This window comes from Enterococcus sp. AZ088 (genome assembly GCF_051714845.1).
Taxonomy (GTDB): Bacteria; Bacillota; Bacilli; order Lactobacillales; family Enterococcaceae; genus Enterococcus; species Enterococcus faecalis.
This window is the reverse complement of sequence record NZ_JBIOSQ010000001.1, coordinates 1163790-1183501: the sequence shown is the minus strand read 5'-3', so window position 1 is coordinate 1183501 and position 19712 is coordinate 1163790. Positions and strand designations below refer to the sequence as shown.

Below are 19712 nucleotides of genomic sequence, written 5' to 3'. Positions count from 1 at the left end.
TATAATCCTCTTATTTAAATCTTGTCCTGCTATCACGTGCTGCGATGACTGCGGCTAATTTAGGAAACTTACTTGCTTGATTATTTACACATTCCACCATCTTTGATACGTTGGCTACAAGCTGATTACTGACTTGCGCACCTTTTTTCATACCAGAAAGATTACTCTTTCCTAATTGACATTTAGCGCCTCCACTCACCGATACATTACTAATCCCTGAAACCGCCGCTTGTGCGGCTCCTTGATTTGAGGCAATCTTTCCCATCTAGTCCTCTCCTCCTTTTCTAAAATAATAAAATGGGTCTCCATTTGTTTCTATTTCCGTTTTTTCTAGTTCACTACTTTTTTCAACCTCCGGTTCAGAATCTTTTGGAAACGATTCTGCACTCCCGTTCATTTGTGAAAGTAAATTTTCCAAAAACTCTTCATCCGTTTTATCAGAAAAACCTTCAAACAAAACCTCTATAATTTGCTCTACTTCAATTGAAAAGACTTCTTGTGTTGGTATATCCCCAAAAGGATGTGGTGCAACTTTATAACGAGAAACAATTTCTCCGTTACCATTTTTGGCAATCGCTCGAGCAACAATGAAATAATATAATGTATCATTGGTTGTATCTTTTAACTTCAACACACTCCCCAATGGTAAAAAAGGGGTAGTTAAATCTTCACTCATTTGTTCACCTCCATTGGCACAACAATTTTATCTAATACTTCTTCTTTTAAGCGATGTAACACATTTTTAGGGACAGGAAGATTTTGCTGATCATAAGGAACATTTTCAACAAATGATTGATTTTGCAATGTACCTCCGAAAAGAACTTGTTCTGTATTTTCTTTGATTGTCGAAATAAAACTACTGTAAGTAGATGTAAGCTTTGCTGAAGTATCTAATAAAATTAACTGTAGTTTGCCGATAGGACTATTTGTTATATAAGCCAGACTATCAATATCCAATGATAATTTATCGACCAAGTCTGCCAAGCCATTAATAATCACAATTCGTTGTGTCGTTTCATCAATTAACATTGCTTCTAACGCTTCTTTCAATTCCACGTTCTGTTGTACTACTTGTGTTCGTTGAATATAAAGGGATACTTTTTCAGACCATTCTTCTAAGTTCCCCGCTACATCAATCAAGACAACTTCATAATTGACAGTTAATTCACTGATTTGCTGCATAAACCATGGAAAGATTAGCTGGGATTGTTTAGTAGATTCTGGAAAAATACCTAGCGTTTTTCTTTGGAATAAGGGTAACGTTTCTGGTTCAGCACTTAATTTGTTTAATCCCAAATATAACTGATTCAATTCTTTTTCTGGTACAAATTGTTGGAATTGTTCATGTGATAATTTTTCAGGAACCATTGGAATTCTTTCAGGACGAATTCCCACCCAGTCATGATTCATCGTAGCCACTTTGGTTTCTAAATTTTCTAATAATTCTGCACTATTTTCACCCTCTGCTGGCAAGTAAAATTGAATCGCCGTTGGCGTATCCAACATGACTTGCCCACGTCCGCTGATTGCTTGAGCCATCAAAGCATCTCTACCTAACAAGCTACCTATTTCACTTTCGTCATTTAAATAAAGAACGACTTTAGTTGCGATATTACTCATCATATTCATCCGAATACTGCCAGAACGGCTCGCAGTAAAAATTAAGTAAACGCCAAGACTAGCACCATCTCTTAAGAGTTGTAAAAGTAGCTCGTCAATCCCGTCTTTCCGTTGATCTTCTAAACTTAAACCATCATAGCTATCTAGCAAATTAATAATAATTGGTAATTTTTGCTGCGTTTTCGCTTCATACTGGATTAGACTAGCTACACCAGTTTCTTTAAATAGCTGCTTTCTTTGCGCTAGTAATTGGCTAACTCGATCCAACATTTTTTGCAATTTTTCGTCTTCTTCTAACGTCACAATGTCTGCCACATGGGGCAAATCTTTCAACGGAAGCAGCCCGTTATTCCCAAAGTCTAATAAATTAAAATGTACTTGCTCAGGGGTATTCTTATGGGCAAGATTGATTGCTATCGTTTGTAAAATCGTCGATTTCCCATATCCTGGACTCGCAAAAATTGCTGTATGGCTGGACTTCTCCAAATCATATTCATAGACTTCTTGAGCTTGCTTTGCAGGAATATCAAGTAAGCCTATTGGTACTTTAAGGCTACGATCATTCGATTTTCCAATATTTGGTGTTGCTATTTTTTCTTCAAGATTAGGTAACCACGGTTTATCTGGAATCGTTAGTGTTGATTGTTCAAAAATTTCACCAATCGTAGTAATAACAGCTTCCAATTGGGTTGGTAAGTCGCTCTTATCTTTTCCTTGAACCACTTCTTCACCTGGATCATAAAGCAATTCAGTTTGGCCTAAATCATTGATCCGATATAGCCGTTCATCCACCACTTCTTCCATCACTTGGTCAGGATCGTAAGGAACCCCCGCATAACCACTTTGGAACATTTCATAAACTTCATTTTCCCCAACTTTTAAATACCCCCGACCAGGATTGGTAATTTGAGCTGCATCTGGTGTTTTTAATAATTCATTAGAATCTTGGACACTAGCCATTTTCAAAGCAATTTTGCTGGTACTATTGGCTTCAATTTGATCATTTACCACACCACTTGGTTTTTGTGTCGCCAAAATTAAATGAACACCCAATGAACGGCCAATCCGCGCCACCGAAGTTAGCTCATCTAAAAATTCTGGAACATTCGCTTTTAATTCCGCAAATTCATCAGAAACCAAAATTAAATGAGGCAATGGTTTAGTAGGATAGATAATATCAGGTTTCGGTTCGTGTCGTTGTTTGTATAAACTCATATATCCGTTGATATTATTCACACCATATTTGGCGAATTCTCGTTGACGTTTATCCAATTCTGCTTTGATACTGGCTAAGGCTCTAGCTGTTCCGGCTCCGTCTAAATTGGTAATAGCGCCCATAAAATGCGGTAGCTTATCTAATGTATTGGCTATTCCGCCACCTTTCCAATCAATAATCAACATGCCGATATCTTCAGGAGAAAAATTAATCGCTAAGCCAATTAGATAAGTTGTTAAAAATTCTGATTTTCCGGAGCCTGTGGTCCCTCCAACAAGTGCATGAGGCCCATGCAAACGTTCGTGTAAGTCCCAATAGACATAATCTGATTTACCACGCCAGCCAATTAGTGAACGAATTGATTTATTTGGCTGCGCATTCAACCAACGTTGATCGATAGTTAATTCTTCAATCCTTGTTACTTCGTATTGCTCAAGTAAACTCAGACTTTCTGGCACCGCATTCTTCTCCACTTCCACATGCTGCAAATTCGCCAAGCGCTGAATCGCATAAGCAAGCGGATATGCACTCGGTAAATGATTAGGAACGAAGTTTTGGTTCACATATTTATTATTTTGATTGATTAAAGTCGCCGCTTCACTACTTTGATACTCAATCAGTGTAGTTGTCGTTTCTGGTAACATATTTAAAGCATCTTTTCCCCAAATAACTGTCACACCATATTGACTCATATCTTCAGCTAAAAATTCATTTAAGCCATGCCCTGACAACCAACTTTCCTCTAAAATCGACAGAATGTACTGTGGTTGAAAGTGAACTTTTTCATTGCCGGCTTCGCGCACTTGTTGTCGACGTTTCGTAATCATTTGATAGAAAGAATTTAAAACCATATCCCTTGTTTGAGGATCGTGAACAATCCCACGCAAATTCAGGCTGCGGATTTTGACGTGTGGCAACCAACGCCAAGAATGCCAATCTTTCTGATAATCTTCCTCTGGTACTAAAGTAATAAACTCTACGTCACGATAGGAATGTAAAACAGACACTTGAAATAACAACGTTTGAATGGCTGTCCTTAAAACAGCAGGTGTTCCCGCCAATCCTAAGGTTTGTCCCATTAGTGGTACAACAATCGGCGCCTTTTCTAATTGCTTATATGGCCATACTAATTGTTCTTCAGCTTCTTGACTTAGTGAATCATCTTCCGTTGACTGATAATTTGTCGTAAAACTTGAAGAAATTTCACCAACTCCTAAGCGAACTGTCAAAAAATCTTCATTAGTCATCATGCGTTCATATATCCGCGCATGATACTCTTTTGTCATTAAGGCTAATTCATTCATGGCAGGATTCATATATTCCAAGGCCTCTTTTTGTTCTTGTTGCAGTATACTTAAACGAGCTTTCTCTTGTATTAAATATTGTTCGTAACTATTTGTCCGTTCGATATTCTTTTGCTTTGTTTCTTTTTTATTGGTGAAATAACTAGAGACTGAAAAACCAGCCGTCAATAAACTCGCTCCGCCCATACTAAGCATCATAATTGGATTGCCCCCACTTAAAAAGCTTGTTGCGCCACTCAAAACGACCATTCCTAAAGGTGGGACAATCGTCCGTAACAGTTCATTTTTCCCTTCTGTTTGCTTGGCTTTTGGGGCAGCAATTTCTATTTGTTTTTTTGGCTCCTTCAAGTGAATCCGTGGACTTCGTCGAAATGACGGGAAATCCACAGGATATTCTGGAATAGCCTCCTCTTCTACAATTTGCCAAGGATTCAGGGAATATGTAGCTCCTAGACTTGTTAACTTTAATTGTTTTTCCCGAACTTCAATGATTAAGCCATTGACAACTAATTGATCACCGACTCCAAAAGCATAGCTTCCTTTTTCAACTAAATAATGATTGTAGTAAATCGTATCTTCTCCGGGATAAATCGTTGCTGTATATTCCCCAGTTTCTGATGTTAGTGTAATATTGATGATGGCATCTGTTTCTAATGAAATCGCAGCATTTTTGGCAGAGGCAATTAAAAAATCTTTCTGCGGTTTATTGGTGGTGACAGTAATCAATTCTTCGTGGGGAAAAACAGAAAAATTTTCAGCAGAATCAAAGGTTTCACCATTACAGAATAATTCTTCATTTTCGTAAAAAAATAATTGTTGATTGATTGAAACACTTGGGTTTTTAGCCGTAATTTGACGGTGAAGAAGTTGGGGACCAAAATAAAAAATGTCAAAATAAATCATGCTAGATGTATGAATTTGATCATTCACAGAGACCAATTTTTTACTGATTTTCGTTGTCATCCGTTTTTCCTCCCAAGATTTTCATGTATTTATCAATTGCTTCTTCATATTTTGTTAACAATGCTTGTTTTTTCTCGCCGTTCATTTTGTTATTGGCTTTGGTTGCATCATATAATTTTGTATAGGCATGTAATATATATTGGTTATCGCCTAAATTTTGGGCAATATCTAATGATTTTTCAAAGTCTCCTTTGCCAATATAAATCCAATAAAGTAAGGTATTTTCACTAGATTTTTGAGATAAATTATTTAAAATTGCTGTTTTTTGTTCATTTGATAAATTATCTAGTTGGACAGAACTAACAGCAGCAACATACTTAGCTCCTATCGGTAATTCTTCTGGTGTATCTTCTTTTAATGTTTTCGTAACACTTGCATAGTCATTAGAAATATACTGCGCTTCTGCCAAACTCACTCGCTCTTGGGCTGGTAATTTTTTTAAGACATAAATCCCTGTTGTAGTTGCAAAAAGTAGCGTTAAAGCCAATAACACTAAGCTGGCCCATTTAAAGGTTAAATAACTTTTTTTACTCACTAATTTGGTTTCTGCTTCACGCTTGGCTTTTTGACGAATGATTTGTTCACCAATGATTTGCTCAATTTCATTGATTGTTTTCGCCTCTTGTAATTGTTTAGATAGCGTATCTTTCAGGGTGCCATTCCCTTGAATCAATTGTTCATACTCATACTTTGGATGTAAGATTGCTAAAATCAGCGCTCGATATTGTTTAAAAAATTCTCTTTCATCTGCTGAATAAGGCACAATGACCTGCATAAAACCACGATGAGCAATTAATAATTCTTCTCCCAAGATATAGATGTTTTCTGGATGAATAAAGGGTTGGACCGGCGTACCTAAGAAATCAACCAAATAATGAACTCTTTGCGCTAACAATAATCGCTCATATTGATCCATTTTTTTTATCGCTTGTAAAATGGATTGCATATATTGATCCTTATGGTATTGAATCACTAACGCTTCTTCCGTTGCTTGTATTATTTTTCCCGATAAAAATCCACGACTTGATTTTAAAAATTGTTGAAACTGTTCTAGTCTTTCTAACTGATATTGATTTGCTTGTAATGTCACTTGAACATATTCTTTTGTTGCTTCTAACGTGATTGTCTCTGAAATATCCTTTAACTCGCTCATCCATGTGTCTCCTTTATAATTTCTTTTACTACTAGTTGGTCGCCATTCCCTAATGGATAATCTGCAATTAATTGATTATCAGCTAAATGAATTGGTTTATTCAAAACAACCAATTCAAATGATGCTGGCAAACGGTTTGGCAACAGCTCAAACGATTCGAGTAACAATTCTTTTAAACGTGCAACTGATACCTGATTAGGGATTTGCAAATCAATAATTTGATTCGACACATGTAAGCCGATACCAATCGATGTTCTTTTGTTCATGTTTCTTTCACTCCTTAATTTCCGCTTTGTGCACGATGATATGAAAAACGGTTTCCTAGAAAAACACCAACGAATAAAATAACTATACTTCCTAAAAAAATACCACTGTACAACCAAAAGTTTATGGATATTTCTCGGTGAACCTCAAGAGATTCAACGCTTTCAGGAGAAGTGACCGTTGCCGTCTCTTTGAACAGAAAAGGCCTTACCTTTTTATCAACTGCTAATGTTTTTGCATTCTGTTCTGTCCTAAATACATCATTTTTTGCTTCGTTGACAACCCTCGCTTTACTTTGATTGACTTCTTTTTCTCTCTCTGCTTTTATCGGCAAAAACAAATCTGGAATAATGAAATTCACTTCTACGTTTTTTTTCTGCTGATTGTCTTGGTAGATCACTTGATTATTTATTTTTAAAGTGCCTACTTCTTCTGCTTTTGTTTTTGTTGATGACAATGACAAATAGAGCATATTAACACTTAAAACAATCACTATTTTTATTAATTTTCTCATGGCTATTCCTCCGGTCGTACAAACAAATTAAGGACAACACCTAAAACAAGTAAAACGATTAAAATAAGGTAACTAACCCAACTAATTTGTACGCCATTTACTAAAGCAGTAAAGCCATTTTGGATATTTTGAAGCGGCGATAAACGATAGAGCCAATTGCTTAATGAGCCTACCTTTGTTGCAATGCCTAATAAAGGTGTCAACATGAAAAATAACCCCAGCATAGCTCCATAAACATATAAAGTAAGTTTTTTAAATTGGCGCAAACAAGCACAAACCAAAAGTGCACCGCTAGCAAATACTAAGAAACTATAGCTAAACCAAGCGAATCGATTTATTTGAGATACATTGAACACCAGTAGAAGTGAAAAGACACTCCCAAACAAAATAACCGTAATCAAGAGTAATAATAGATTTGGTATATTTTGCCAAACTCTGGTTGGTTCAACCAACGCATCCGCTACAGTAACTATTCTTTTCTTCATAAAGCCTTGGAAAGTTAGTGCAATAACGAATGTTAGAATACTAATAATCAGGGTAGCGTAATAGGGAATTAAAGAGACTTGTCGTGTTTCGCCAAAGATTCCTTCTCCTTGAATTGGGCTCGCAAGAAAATTAAACACCCGTGGATTATCAGCACCGCCGTCTCTTGTATTAGCCAATACTTTTTCAAATGTTTTGGCATACTCTTCATTTTCTTTGGTTGTTTTCTTTGACTCATCAATTGAATCATTTAAGTTTGCTAAGATATTTTGCGCATGATCTTGAACTTTGGTTGTTGAGTCTTTCAACTCTTTGATAATCGGGGCAACATCTTTGACTTTGGCTGCTGAATCAGCTGTTGTTAGACTAGTTTCTTTCGTTGTTTGCATTAACGTTTGCATCATTTTAACTAAATTTTCTGTTTCTACATCTAAAGTGCTGGTTTGATTTTCTTCTGGATGTGGATTTCTTTCATCAATTACAGAAGTAGCTCCCACTTTTCCAGCTTCTTGCCAAGTAGCATATGTCGCATTGACTTGTTTTGTTGCTTCATCAAACCATGTATTTAATTTCTCTGCTTCTCGTAATAATTTTTCAGGGACCGTCATTAAATTTAATGTTCCGTAAAGTGTTGTAGGTCGTCCGTCTGTATTTTGATCTGTCTCAGTACCAATTAATTGTTTTAATTGATTAATTTGTTCATCTGTTTCTCGATATAATTGATTTCCTGTTTTTTTATATTCGTCTAATAATTTATCTGTAATCATCATGGTTTGCTCGTTTTCAGTGATATTGTCGTACATCCAGTAAATGGATGTCTCACCTGCTAACTCTTCAATTGTTTTATCCTGATTTTCAGGAGCGGTTAACATTGCTGCATACTCTTGAATAGATAGACTTTGATTAGGCGTACCATATAAAGTTACAATTTGTTGTGATACAGTATCTAAAAGTTGAAATTGCTTCATGATTTCAGAAATATCGGTTACTAATGGTTGGTCCATTGCAATATACACAGCAAACGAACGTGCATTTTGAAGCTCATTATTTACCCACCAAGAATAATCAATCTGATTAAATGCTGTTTTTTGTTGTTCTGGTGTCAGTTGCCAAGCCATTGGTAAGTCAATCGTTAAGGAAAGTTTTTCTGGAAGTGAGAGCAAATCATTTACTGGCTCAGTTACTTTTTCAGATTCATCTTCGGATTCTTCTGCCAACTCTTCTTGCGTATTTTCTTCGTCCACTTCATCATTCTCAGGAATCTCAGCTTGTATTTTGACTGGTTTGGTAATTGTTAGCTGTGTTGGGGTAATTGCTGAAATATCAATGCTGTAACCTGCACCTGCTAACTGCTGATTCAAAGATGTTTTAATTGTTTGAACTTTTGAATCATCTAAAAGAAATGACAATTCGCCATTTTGTGTATTGGTTTGTCGTAATGAAATAACTGACTCTTGATTTGTCGCTAGTGAAAAAGTTACTTTTTCTTGTGGAATCGCTATAGTATCTTCATGAAGTTGTTTAGGTTCCAAATACATAAAGCGGCTTGAATTGGTGAAATCAAGTTCATGTTGTTCTGCATATCGCTGAATAATTTGTAACTCATCACGGAAAAGATTGCCTTGTTCAACTGAAATCCTATTATTCATTTCTAATTCACTAACGAGTCTTTCTAAACTTACAAAAGAAATTTCACTTAGTGATTCTTCCAATCTTTCCTGATAATTTTTATCTAAGTTAGGTATATTTTCTTTTTCGTTCGTAATTAACTGAATAATCGCTTGCTTAATTTGAGTGTCTGTTGCTATCTCAGGTGTTGCTTCAAGATCATTATAATATGTAGCCGCAATTTGCTTTTTTAACGCAGTTAATTGTTCTACTTGCATATGTAGTTCTGCGATTTCTTTTTGTAGTTCGCCAATGCGATTGCTTTGTGTTTCTTGAAATAATTTAGATTCTGATAAAAAGTCAGCATAAATCCCTGAGCTTCCTTGTTCACTTGGTGTGTAGAAGGAGCTAAACTGATTGATTACCGTTCCATTTAGTTGATCGAATTGTTGTTTGTATACTGTCGTGTCACTTTCCCATTGATTAGTTAATTCTTGTTTTTGTCTCTCAAACTGTTCATTAAATTGTGCAATCGATTTTTTTATTTTTTCATTTGCTTCTTTCGAATACTCGCCCACTGATTTTTTCGTATCTTCCGTTGTCTTACTAGTTGATTCTAAGCTCTGATTATTGCTTTCTAGTAAGGTTTGTACTGATTTTACAAACGCTTCTTGCTCGGTTGTAAATAATTTATTGTCCTCATCTAAAATACTAGCCGTACTTAATACTGTCGTATAATTCATGGGAATTTCTTTAAATGGTTGCTGAATTGTTTCTTCTAATTGATTTTGATATAGCAACTGCGTATCAGTAATTTGGTTAACGTTTTGTTGTGCGATAACTAAATTTCCAACAATACTGGAAAAATACATCTGAATTACGCGTTGGTTAAAATCTTTCAAAATAGTATTTACTTTGTCTTGAATTGCTTGATTGGTCAATTCATTTTGTCCGTCTCGCACTTGGTATTCAACAGAAGCCTGCTCTGGACTAACAGCTTGTAGTGACAATAATTTCTCCGAAAAATCTTGCGGAATAATAATTTGGGCATCGAATTGTCCATTTTCAACCCCAGATGTTGCGATATTCCGAGTCGTTGTTTCCCATCGATTAGCTGTATCTTTGTTAATTAATGTGACAAAATCAGAACCTAATGCATAACGTTTTCCTTCAAAACTTGCGCCTTTATCTTCATTAACTAATGCGTACTGCATCTTTGTTGTCTGATCTTTGCTACTTCGAGTCACGTTCTCATCTTTAAACCCTAAATGAATGAAAAAAAGTAATAACAAGAAAGTTGCTCCAATTGCTAAGGCAAAAGGGATACCTTTTTTTATTTTCCCTTCCATTATCTTCTCTCCTTTAGAAAAAGCGCTAGTGCAATTCATTGCGCTAGCGCTTCAATCTTTGATCAATTAAAAGCCAAATGATCCTGCATCTTGACGGTCACGTTCTGCGACAGTATCTGCATATTTGTTTAATTGTTGATTAATACTAATCAATAATTCTTCCATCTGTTTGACATTACCTTCCAATTGATTGTACTGTTCCAGATACGCTTGAAATGCTTGCCCTTTCCATTGTTGTGAAATTTGTTGGTTCATTGAATTCACTTTACGAATTGCATCTTGAATTTGAGACGATGCTTGCGAATATACTTTCGCTTGTGATTTCAGTTGTTCTGGTGTTACAGCAATTGATCCTGCCATAAGTAATCCCTCCACATTTTTTATAGTTTTATTACCCGGTACAAATATTATAACTATATATAAAAAATATAGTCAACAACTATTTTAAAATATAAGTATTCGCATAAAAATAAATATAACAATAAAACAAACAAATAAAAACTCTTAAAAACAACATTAAAAACCCATAAAAATCAATATTTATCAAAATAAAAACAAAAACAACTGATAAACAAAAATTATTCAAAAAATATTTAAATAAAATTTTAAAAAATAAATAAATTCCATTAAATCGTTATTTTTTAATGTCAGATAAATTAATAAGTAAATATGCATTTTATTAAAAAAACAATTTATTTCTTTAGCAAAAAAAATTAAAAGATAGGAAAACTTATCACATTGATAAGTTTTCCTATCTTTTATTAATTCTTTTTCTCTACTTCTCTAAATAAAACTCAAATCGACTTCCTGCATACTGCGTACGAACATATTCAAAAGGTAGTCCGTTTTCAAAATAGGATACTTGGCGCACACGCAGAATCGCATCGCCTCGTTTAATCTCTAAATATTCTGCGATCTGTTCCGATGCTTGAACAGCAGAGATTGTTTGGTTAGAATGGCCAATTTTGTGGCCAGATTTGGCTTCAAGTGTTTTATAAAAAGAGTTCGTGATTTCAGATTTGCCATATTGCGAGACCAATGAATAAGGAATGCTCGCCACCTCAAAACAAATCGGAATGTCATCCGCAAAACGAATTCTTTCCATTCGTAAAATTGAATCTTCTGGACCTAGTTGTAATTTTTCCATCTCACTAGAACTAGGTTTCGCTACAAAATAAGACACCGTCCGACTAGAAGGGACGCGATTTTGAGACAAGGTAATTTCTGTAAAACTAGTGGTACCTGTCATTGTTTCTTGAACTTTCTTACGTGCTACATACGTTCCTGAACCAATTTTTCGTTCTAAAATCCCTTCGTCTGCTAAAGTCTGAATGGCTTGGCGTAAGGTCATTCGACTAACATCAAATTTCAAGGCTAATTCTCGCTCAGAGGGCAAACGATCCCCGATACTCCAGACACCTTTTTCAATATCTTCTTTGATTTTATCGTGAATTTGAATATAAATTGGTATATTTTGAACCATTTACGCTTCCTCCTCTTCGTTCATCTCCTCTTCTATTATAACTGGTATAGACCGTGTAAACAACCAAAAAAATGATAAATAAAAGAGGAATTGGAATTTTTATCAAAGTTGGTCTAGTTGCATGCTTTCTTTTTATAACAAAAACATTTGGCTTAGTCAGTAAAAAGTGACCAAGCCAAATGTTTTTAAACGAATTGCTATTAGTTATTATCTTTTTACATTTTCTTCTTTCAACAACTTGTTCGCTGTGGCCATCATCAAACGGATTCGGTTCAACTGATTAACCAAAGATACCCCTGGATCATAATCCACCGCCGCAATGTTTGCTTGCGGATATTGACGTCGTAGCTCTTTCACGACCCCTTTTCCAACAATATGGTTTGGTAAACACCCAAACGGCTGCATACAAACGATGTTATTCACCTCATGTTTTAAGAGCTCAATCATTTCAGCTGTTAAAAACCAACCTTCACCTGTATGATTACCAATTGATAAAATTTTACTTGCTTCTGCTGCCATATCATAAATGGAATGAATACCATCAAAACGGACAGATTTTCTCAATGCCTTATCCATTGGTTTTTCTACCAATTCAATGATTTTTATCGCAAATTCTGCTAAACGTTTGCTTTGTTTTGACATGCCCATATTTTCGTATTTCCAAATTTGATTGTACAAAGAATAGTTCATAAAGCCAACAATATCTGGCACAACTGCTTCAGCACCTTCTTCTTCTAGCAAACGCACAATATCATTATTCGCTGTCGGCGAATATTTCACTAAAATTTCCCCGACCACACCGACTTTTGGTTTTTTTATCTCCTGTAAAGGAATTTCATCAAACGTCCGAATAATTTTTTTCATGAAGTGATTAAATTGTGTCAGCGAACCATTCCGGACATTGGCTTCCACTCTTTTTAGCCAATCTTGGTGCAGTTGATCCACCATTCCTTTTTCTGTTTCATAAGGTCTTGTTCGATAAACTACTCGTTCGAATAAGTCACCATATAAAAAGGCAACTACTAAGCGTTTGATCATTGGCAACGTAAATTTAAATCCTGGATTGGATTCGACTCCTTTATTGCCCATCGAAACTGAAACTACAGGAACTTGAGAAAAACCAGCATCATTTAAGGCTTTTCGTAATAATGGAATGTAATTCGTTGCGCGACAACCGCCCCCTGTTTGCGTCATTAAGACACTGACATTATCCAAATCATATTGACCACTTTCCAAAGCTTCAACTAGTTGTCCGATGGAAATAATTGCTGGGTAACACGCATCATTATTGACATATTTTAACCCGACATTCACAGCTTCTTTGTCTTGCGCAGGCAAACAGACGACATGATAGCCAGAAGCTTGTAATGCTACATCGACTAATCCAGATTGATGAATCGGGCTAAGCATTGGTAACAGTAAAGTATGTGTTTTTTTCATTTGTTTTGTAAACACTATTTTCTCTGGCTCTTCCATTTGCATATGCGGAACAAACTGTTGCTTCTCCCGCTCATTGACAGCCGCTTTCAAGGAGCGCAACCGAATACGAATTGCGCCCAAATTCGCGCCTTCATCGATTTTGAGGACTGTATAAATTTTGCCAGACCGATCCATGATTTCTTCTACTTGATCGGTTGTCACAGCATCTAAGCCGCAACCAAAGGAATTCAGTTGGACAAGTTCTAAATTTTTCGTCTTAGCCACTACTTTAGCCGCCGCATATAAGCGAGAATGATAGACCCATTGATTCACCACACGTAAATTCTGCACGTCTCCAAGATGCGAGATACTGTCTTCTGTCAAGACATGGAATCCTTCCTGTGTAATGACTTCGGCAATGCCGTGATTAATTTCTGGATCCAAGTGATACGGTCGTCCCGATAAGACAATTCCTCTCTGGCCTTTTTCGGTTAACATGGCTAACGTTTCTTCGCCTTTTTCTTGAATTTCTTTTTTAAAAGCTGCTAATTCTTGATAACCATGATGCAGCGCTGTTTGAATTTCTTCTAGGGAAATCCCTAAATCAGCAAAATTTTCAGCTAAAACTTTGGCAACTGCAGCTTCATTCGCTAAATTAAGATAGGGATTTCGATAATCCACTTGGCCCTCTCTGATGGCATCCACATTATTTCGAATAACATCTGGGTAGCTTTGCACAATTGGACAATTAAAATGATTATCAGCTTCCACTGTTTCTTGCTGTTCAAAAACGACACCAGGATAAAAGATGATTGGCACTTGCGCATCAATTAATGCTTGAATATGTCCATGCGCCATTTTCGCTGGGTAACAAACTGTATCACTGGGAATCGTTTCAAGGCCTTGTTCATAGATTTGTTTATTAGAACGTGGCGATAATTCGACCCGAAAGCCTAAGTCAGTAAAAAATGTATGCCACAAAGGATAATTTTCATACATGTTTAGGACTCTAGGGATACCCACGCGCCCACGAAACGCTTTATTTTCCCGCAAAGGTCGGTACTTAAATAACTTGCGGTACTTATAATCAACCAAATTCACTTTGCGTTCTTCTCGTTTAATTTTAATTCGTGCACCACGTTCACAGCGATTTCCCGTAATAAATTGGCGCCCATCTGAAAACACTGTGACCGTTAATTGACAATTGTTTTCACACAAGCCGCAATGAGTAAATTCCTTTTCAGAGGTAAATGCCGCTAACTCTTCTAAAGAAAGAAGCGTGGTTTCTTCCCCAATTTCATAAGCGTCCAAAGCAATCAGCGCTGCCCCATAGGCCCCCATCAAACCAGCAATAGAAGGACGAACCACTTCACGACCGCTAATTTTTTCAAAAGCTCTCAAGACCGCTTCATTGTAAAATGTTCCTCCCTGGCAGACAATCTTTTCTCCCAACTCTTCAGGTCGGCGAACCTTAATAACTTTATAAATGGCATTTTTGATGACTGAATAAGATAGTCCAGCAGAAATATCGCCGACAGAGGCCCCTTCTTTTTGAACCTGTTTCACTTTTGAGTTCATAAAAACAGTACACCGAGAACCTAAATCAACCGGCGCTTGCGATTCTAAAGCCGCCAAAGCAAAATCCTTCACGTTATAGTTTAAGGATTGCGCAAAGGTTTCAATAAAAGAACCGCACCCAGAAGAACAAGCCTCATTTAATTGAATGGAGGAAAGCACGCCATTTTTAATGGTCATCGCTTTCATATCTTGTCCTCCGATATCCAAAATAAAATCCACACCTGGCTGAAAATGGTTGGCTGCTTTGTAATGGGCCATCGTTTCAACTTCACCAATATCGACTTTTAACGCATTTTTTATTAGCTGTTCTCCATATCCTGTAACAGCCGCTTTTCCGATAAAAACTTCTTCAGGCAGTTGTTGATAAAGTGATTTCAGTACTGTCATGGTGGTTTCTAAAGGTTGCCCTTGGTTATTACCATAAAAAGAAAACAACAAATGACCATCTTCATCAATCAATGTGACTTTTGTCGTTGTTGAGCCTGCATCAATCCCTAAAAAGGCCACGCCAGTATGTTGAGATAAAGGTTTCTCCGTTGCTTGGGCTTGCGCGTGTCTTTCTCGAAAATCTGCTAAATCTTCTGCGCTGTTAAATAACGGTGGTAACGTGTCGCTCGGCTGTAAATCAGTAGCCTGGCTGTTCACTAAGCGCTGAATTAATTCTTCCAATGTACATTCGGCTGAATCTTCTGAATAAAGTGCTGCTCCCATTGCTACAAACAGTTGCGGTTGTTCTGGAAAAATAACATCTTCTGGCTGAATTGCTAAGGTTTCAACAAACCGTTTTCTCAATTCTGACATGAAAAATAAAGGTCCCCCTAAAAATGCTACTTTACCTTTAATTTTGCGACCAGCAGCTAACCCGGCGATTGTTTGATTAACTACCGCTTGAAAAATACTCGCCGCGATATCTTCTTTCGCTGCTCCTTCATTGATTAAAGGTTGAACATCCGTTTTGGCAAAAACCCCACAGCGGGAAGCAATCGGATAAATAGTTTGATAATTCTTCGCCAATTCATTCACTCCATTGGCATCCGTTTTAAGTAAAACAGCCATTTGATCGATGAAGGCGCCTGTCCCACCTGCACAACTACCATTCATTCGTTGCTCTAAAGCACCATCAAAAAAAGTGATTTTTGCATCTTCTCCGCCAAGTTCAATAGCAACATCCGTTTCTGGGATTATTGTTTCAACAGTTCGTGTACACGCGATAACCTCTTGAACAAAGGGAATCCCTAATACCTCAGCCAGCCCCATACCACCAGAGCCAGTTATGCTCATTGTCAAAGGTTGGTCTGCACCGATCCTTGATAGTCCTTCTTTTAAAATGCGTTCCGTTGCTGCTTTGACATCTGAAAAATGGCGTTCATATTTTGTAAAAATAGGCTGATTTTGTTTATTTAAAAATACTAATTTTACTGTCGTTGACCCAACATCAATCCCTGCTCTCATAACCATCAATTAAAATACCCCTTCATTTCCCAACAGTTTGTTGATTATTATACAAACTGTTTGTTATAATAGATATACCTATTTTAGAAAGGTTCTAAATGATTTGCAACAAGCAATTTACCCTATTTTGTGAGATAAACAACAAAGTTTCCGCGAATGTTGACTATCTCGAAAGGAATTTATGATGGCAAAGAAAACAGACCTTAGAGTACAACGAACCAGAAAAATGATTATTGAAGCTTTTTTTAAACTTGTAGAAACGAAAGGCTACGAAGCGGTGACGATTCAGGATATTGCTGATGAAGCTATGATTAATCGTGCGACTTTTTATGCTCATTTTAAAGACAAACAGCATTTATATGATGCAATCTTCACCTTTACGCTTAGTGCTTTTACCGCTATTCTTGATTCGCAACAACTGGTTAATGGCAACCGTGTCCGCGTGAAGCACATTGAAGAACTTCTGACGCAACTCTACATCAACATTCAAGAGAACAAATCTTTCTTCTTAACTATCATGGACAATAATTTCAACGAACACTTTCGAAAACGCTTAGCTGAAATTATCGAAGAAAAATATGCGACGATTTTTTCGCAGTTGCGTATTACCGAAAATGATATTGATGTACCGATAGATTTTGTTATTGAATACATGACCTCTATCTTCATCGGTACCCTTCATTGGTGGATTACTAGCGAGACGGATATGACACCCAACCACTTAGCCCAATTAGTTATCAAATTAGTTGGTAATGGGCATTTAACTGTCTTAGGCATCGAATTAGAAAAATAAAAACACCGGAGTAGACAATAATGTTGTCTGCTCCGGTATTTCTGTTAAAGACGAGTTAGTTTTTTGAACGCCATTTGATATTGTGGGCTGTATTTCTTGAAGAAGTGACTTTAACACCACTTTTGATGTTGCCTTTTTTACGAGGAATTAAGTCAACTTTGACATCATACTTACCATCGCGTGCTAAATCGTAAACATTTTCAACCATTTCTGTAATTTTTTCTTTAAAGTTCATTCTTATCAACTCCAGACTATTCTTTCTTAATACTTTAGCATATTCTTATATAAATGAAAACTTTTCTAGCCTGTACATGAGGAAAATCTTACCTCATTTTTGTTATATAATTATACAAAAAAAGAACATCTCTCTACCAGAAATGTTCTGAAAACTGGGGTAGCTGGATTCGAACCAACGCATGACGGAGTCAAAGTCCGTTGCCTTACCGCTTGGCTATACCCCAAAAAAGAAAATGGAGGAAAGTGGATTCGAACCACTGAACCCTAAGGAACGGATTTACAGTCCGTCGCGTTTAGCCACTTCGCTATTCCTCCAAAAAGTCATTGTCGCTGTAACGACCTGACTTAGTTATAATACAATCTTTTCCAGAAAAAAGCAACCCTTTTTTAAAAAAAATTGTTATTTATTTTTTATTCACTTAAATTCCATTGACGAATAATTGTTTCAAAGGCTTCGTCCAGATTTTTTGCTGTACCTTCTTGCTTGCCATCAATTTCAATGATGAATTTTTTATCATTTTGCGGAATGACACGACCGATTTCTTTTTTACCAATAAATAATTTGTTCATTAAAACGTTCGCTCCATTGTATTGGGCTTTTTCTTCTTCAACACGTACTTCAATATCTTTATTCTTTTTTGACATCTCTATCCCTCCAAGAACTCTATGTTATCAGAATCTTTGAAACAAAACAAGCACTCGCTATTTCTCTATCAGATTATTCGTTTAACGTTTCAATGCAGCATTAAGGAGTAACGAAATGCGATTCGCTACTCCTTAAAGGCTGATTTCTATTCTTTTTCTGAACCTTCTGTTGCATGATAGTTCACGCTATTTGAGGTACCTTTTTTAGAAAAGTTTTCAATTAGCTCTTTCACGTCGAGGCCCGTTGTTTCTTTTAGTGTTTCTTGTGTACCAGCCAACAAGTTTGTTGCATAATTGGTAATACGGTTGGCGCCAGAATTTTCGCCACCTGCGCCTGTATCTACCACTGAAATCTTGTCGATGTTGCCCAATGGTTGTGCTGCTTCTTTCATTAATTGTGGTAACATTTCCATCACCATACTTAACACAGCTGCTTCACCATATTCTTTGAAGGCATCAGCAATCTTTTGTTTGGCTTCGGCTTCCGCTGCACCACGAGCTAAAATAGCTTCGGCTTGCGCTTGACCTGTTAAACGCGTTTTATTGGCTTCCGCTTCGGCTAATGCTTCAACTTTGAAACGTTCTGCTTCGGCTTCTGCCACTTCGCGTGCTTTTTGAGCAAGAGCTTCTTGTTCGCGTGCATAACGATCTGCATCGGCTTTTTTCTTCACTTCTGAGTCGTATTGTTTTTCACGACGCGTAATTTCTTTTTCTTCTAACTCAATTTGTTTTTGACGTTCAACGACTTTGACTTCCATTTCTTGTTCCACCACGTGTTGTTGTGCACGCGCGCTTTCCAAGTTATAGGCTTGGTCTGCTTTGGCTTTGGCAATGTCTTGTTCTTGTTTGTATAACGCTAATTTCAATTCTTTTTCTTTTGAAGCTTCTGCAATTTCTGTTTGACGTTGCAATTCCGCTTGTTGTGATTCTTTTTCAGCTTCCGCTTTTTTGATACGAGTTTCTTTCAAGGCTTCTGCTTCAGCAATATCTGCATCACGTTTAACTTGAGCGATTCTTGGTTTCCCTAATGAATCCAAGTATCCATTTTTATCACGAACTTCTTTAATTGTGAACGACACAATAACTAAGCCCATTTTAGCTAAGTCAACACTAGCAACTTCTTGTACACTTTGGCTAAATTTATCACGGTTTTGGTAAATTTCTTCCACTGTCATTGAGCCTAAAATCGAACGTAAATGTCCTTCTAATACTTCACGTGCTTCATTTTCTAATTCTTCCGTTGTTTTTCCTAAAAATTGTTCCGCTGCTGTCGCAATTTCTTCAACTGACGAACCAATTTTAATGATTGATGTCCCATCACACATCACAGGAACCCCTTGTTCTGTGTACACTTCTGGTGTAGAAACATCTAATTTGCTTGAAAGCAAACTAATTCGATTTGAACGTTGGAACACTGGTAAGACAAACGCACCACCGCCACGGACGATTTTAATTTTGTTGCCACCTTCGTCTACATGAACATTTTTAGACCCTAGATAGCTCCCGCTGATAATTAACGCTTCATCAGGTTTGGCTGTCTGATATTTAGAAACAAACACAATTAATAACATTAATAATACTAAAACTGCAATAATAATCGGTAACAAAATCCCCATTTTCTTCTCTCCTAC

The 19712-nt window shown here is 36.7% G+C and carries 14 protein-coding genes and 2 tRNA genes; 1 reads left to right on the top strand and 15 read right to left on the bottom strand.

Annotation, left to right across the window (positions count from 1 at the left end):
- Nucleotides 1-10 precede the first annotated feature (10 nt).
- From IGL17_RS05895 to IGL17_RS05850, 10 genes are all read right to left on the bottom strand, one after another.
- The gene (locus tag IGL17_RS05895) at nt 11-265 is read right to left on the bottom strand and encodes a hypothetical protein (protein ID WP_002394400.1); all 255 of its coding nucleotides are present in this window, start codon (nt 263-265) and stop codon (nt 11-13) included.
- Nucleotides 266-676 (bottom strand): DUF4176 domain-containing protein, encoded by a 411-nt coding sequence (locus tag IGL17_RS05890; RefSeq protein ID WP_010712370.1) that lies wholly within the window; start codon nt 674-676, stop codon nt 266-268.
- Complete coding sequence (essC, locus tag IGL17_RS05885) at nt 673-5103, bottom strand: type VII secretion protein EssC (RefSeq protein ID WP_016617913.1); 4431 nt, start codon at nt 5101-5103, stop codon at nt 673-675. The genes IGL17_RS05890 and essC overlap by 4 nt, the downstream gene beginning before the upstream one ends.
- A complete protein-coding gene (essB, locus tag IGL17_RS05880) occupies nt 5084-6256 on the bottom strand; it encodes a type VII secretion protein EssB (RefSeq protein ID WP_002385952.1) in 1173 nt (390 codons plus the stop codon). Before essB ends, essC begins: the two co-directional genes overlap by 20 nt.
- Nucleotides 6253-6522, bottom strand: coding sequence for an EsaB/YukD family protein (locus IGL17_RS05875; RefSeq protein ID WP_010712367.1), 270 nt, complete (start codon nt 6520-6522; stop codon nt 6253-6255). The genes essB and IGL17_RS05875 overlap by 4 nt, the downstream gene beginning before the upstream one ends.
- 14 nt (nt 6523-6536) lie before the next feature.
- Nucleotides 6537-7034 carry a hypothetical protein gene (locus IGL17_RS05870; protein WP_010828747.1) on the bottom strand — a complete coding sequence of 166 codons (498 nt, stop codon included), beginning with the start codon at nt 7032-7034 and terminating at the stop codon, nt 6537-6539.
- A gap of 2 nt (nt 7035-7036) precedes the next feature.
- Nucleotides 7037-10513 carry a type VII secretion protein EsaA gene (gene esaA / locus IGL17_RS05865; RefSeq protein WP_016617912.1) on the bottom strand — a complete coding sequence of 1159 codons (3477 nt, stop codon included), beginning with the start codon at nt 10511-10513 and terminating at the stop codon, nt 7037-7039.
- 27 nt (nt 10514-10540) lie between these two features.
- Nucleotides 10541-10834, bottom strand: coding sequence for a WXG100 family type VII secretion target (locus IGL17_RS05860; protein WP_002357798.1), 294 nt, complete (start codon nt 10832-10834; stop codon nt 10541-10543).
- A 415-nt stretch (nt 10835-11249) separates the two neighbouring features.
- The gene (locus IGL17_RS05855; RefSeq protein ID WP_002357800.1) at nt 11250-11957 is read right to left on the bottom strand and encodes a GntR family transcriptional regulator; all 708 of its coding nucleotides are present in this window, start codon (nt 11955-11957) and stop codon (nt 11250-11252) included.
- Nucleotides 11958-12164: 207 nt separating this feature from the next.
- Entirely contained in the window at nt 12165-16412 is a 4248-nt protein-coding gene (locus IGL17_RS05850; RefSeq protein ID WP_016617911.1) for a 2-hydroxyacyl-CoA dehydratase, read from the bottom strand.
- 175 nt (nt 16413-16587) lie between these two features.
- Between IGL17_RS05850 and IGL17_RS05845 the strand changes: the two genes are divergently transcribed.
- Nucleotides 16588-17199: a TetR/AcrR family transcriptional regulator gene (locus IGL17_RS05845; protein ID WP_002357803.1), complete on the top strand. Its 612-nt coding sequence runs from the start codon at nt 16588-16590 to the stop codon at nt 17197-17199.
- Between the two features lie 55 nt (nt 17200-17254).
- On the opposite strand, the gene IGL17_RS05840 is transcribed toward IGL17_RS05845, so the two are convergent.
- From IGL17_RS05840 to IGL17_RS05820, 5 genes are all read right to left on the bottom strand, one after another.
- Nucleotides 17255-17434 (bottom strand): hypothetical protein, encoded by a 180-nt coding sequence (locus tag IGL17_RS05840; protein ID WP_002357804.1) that lies wholly within the window; start codon nt 17432-17434, stop codon nt 17255-17257.
- A 154-nt stretch (nt 17435-17588) separates the two neighbouring features.
- Nucleotides 17589-17660, bottom strand: a tRNA-Gln gene (locus IGL17_RS05835).
- A 10-nt stretch (nt 17661-17670) separates the two neighbouring features.
- Nucleotides 17671-17751: transfer RNA gene (locus IGL17_RS05830), tRNA-Tyr, on the bottom strand.
- A gap of 96 nt (nt 17752-17847) precedes the next feature.
- On the bottom strand, nt 17848-18081 hold the full coding sequence (locus IGL17_RS05825; RefSeq protein WP_002357806.1) for a DUF2969 domain-containing protein: 234 nt from the start codon (nt 18079-18081) through the stop codon (nt 17848-17850).
- 146 nt (nt 18082-18227) lie between these two features.
- The gene (locus IGL17_RS05820) at nt 18228-19697 is read right to left on the bottom strand and encodes a flotillin family protein (protein ID WP_002357808.1); all 1470 of its coding nucleotides are present in this window, start codon (nt 19695-19697) and stop codon (nt 18228-18230) included.
- Nucleotides 19698-19712 lie beyond the last annotated feature (15 nt).

What these genes read in the sequence shown, in the direction of transcription:
- IGL17_RS05895 (WP_002394400.1), bottom strand. Translation starts at nt 265, where the DNA reads ATGGGAAAGATTGCCTCAAATCAAGGAGCCGCACAAGCGGCGGTTTCA.
- IGL17_RS05890 (WP_010712370.1), bottom strand. Translation starts at nt 676, where the DNA reads ATGAGTGAAGATTTAACTACCCCTTTTTTACCATTGGGGAGTGTGTTG.
- essC (WP_016617913.1), bottom strand. Translation starts at nt 5,103, where the DNA reads ATGACAACGAAAATCAGTAAAAAATTGGTCTCTGTGAATGATCAAATT.
- essB (WP_002385952.1), bottom strand. Translation starts at nt 6,256, where the DNA reads ATGAGCGAGTTAAAGGATATTTCAGAGACAATCACGTTAGAAGCAACA.
- IGL17_RS05875 (WP_010712367.1), bottom strand. Translation starts at nt 6,522, where the DNA reads ATGAACAAAAGAACATCGATTGGTATCGGCTTACATGTGTCGAATCAA.
- IGL17_RS05870 (WP_010828747.1), bottom strand. Translation starts at nt 7,034, where the DNA reads ATGAGAAAATTAATAAAAATAGTGATTGTTTTAAGTGTTAATATGCTC.
- esaA (WP_016617912.1), bottom strand. Translation starts at nt 10,513, where the DNA reads ATGAATTGCACTAGCGCTTTTTCTAAAGGAGAGAAGATAATGGAAGGG.
- IGL17_RS05860 (WP_002357798.1), bottom strand. Translation starts at nt 10,834, where the DNA reads ATGGCAGGATCAATTGCTGTAACACCAGAACAACTGAAATCACAAGCG.
- IGL17_RS05855 (WP_002357800.1), bottom strand. Translation starts at nt 11,957, where the DNA reads ATGGTTCAAAATATACCAATTTATATTCAAATTCACGATAAAATCAAA.
- IGL17_RS05850 (WP_016617911.1), bottom strand. Translation starts at nt 16,412, where the DNA reads ATGGTTATGAGAGCAGGGATTGATGTTGGGTCAACGACAGTAAAATTA.
- IGL17_RS05845 (WP_002357803.1), top strand. Translation starts at nt 16,588, where the DNA reads ATGATGGCAAAGAAAACAGACCTTAGAGTACAACGAACCAGAAAAATG.
- IGL17_RS05840 (WP_002357804.1), bottom strand. Translation starts at nt 17,434, where the DNA reads ATGAACTTTAAAGAAAAAATTACAGAAATGGTTGAAAATGTTTACGAT.
- IGL17_RS05825 (WP_002357806.1), bottom strand. Translation starts at nt 18,081, where the DNA reads ATGTCAAAAAAGAATAAAGATATTGAAGTACGTGTTGAAGAAGAAAAA.
- IGL17_RS05820 (WP_002357808.1), bottom strand. Translation starts at nt 19,697, where the DNA reads ATGGGGATTTTGTTACCGATTATTATTGCAGTTTTAGTATTATTAATG.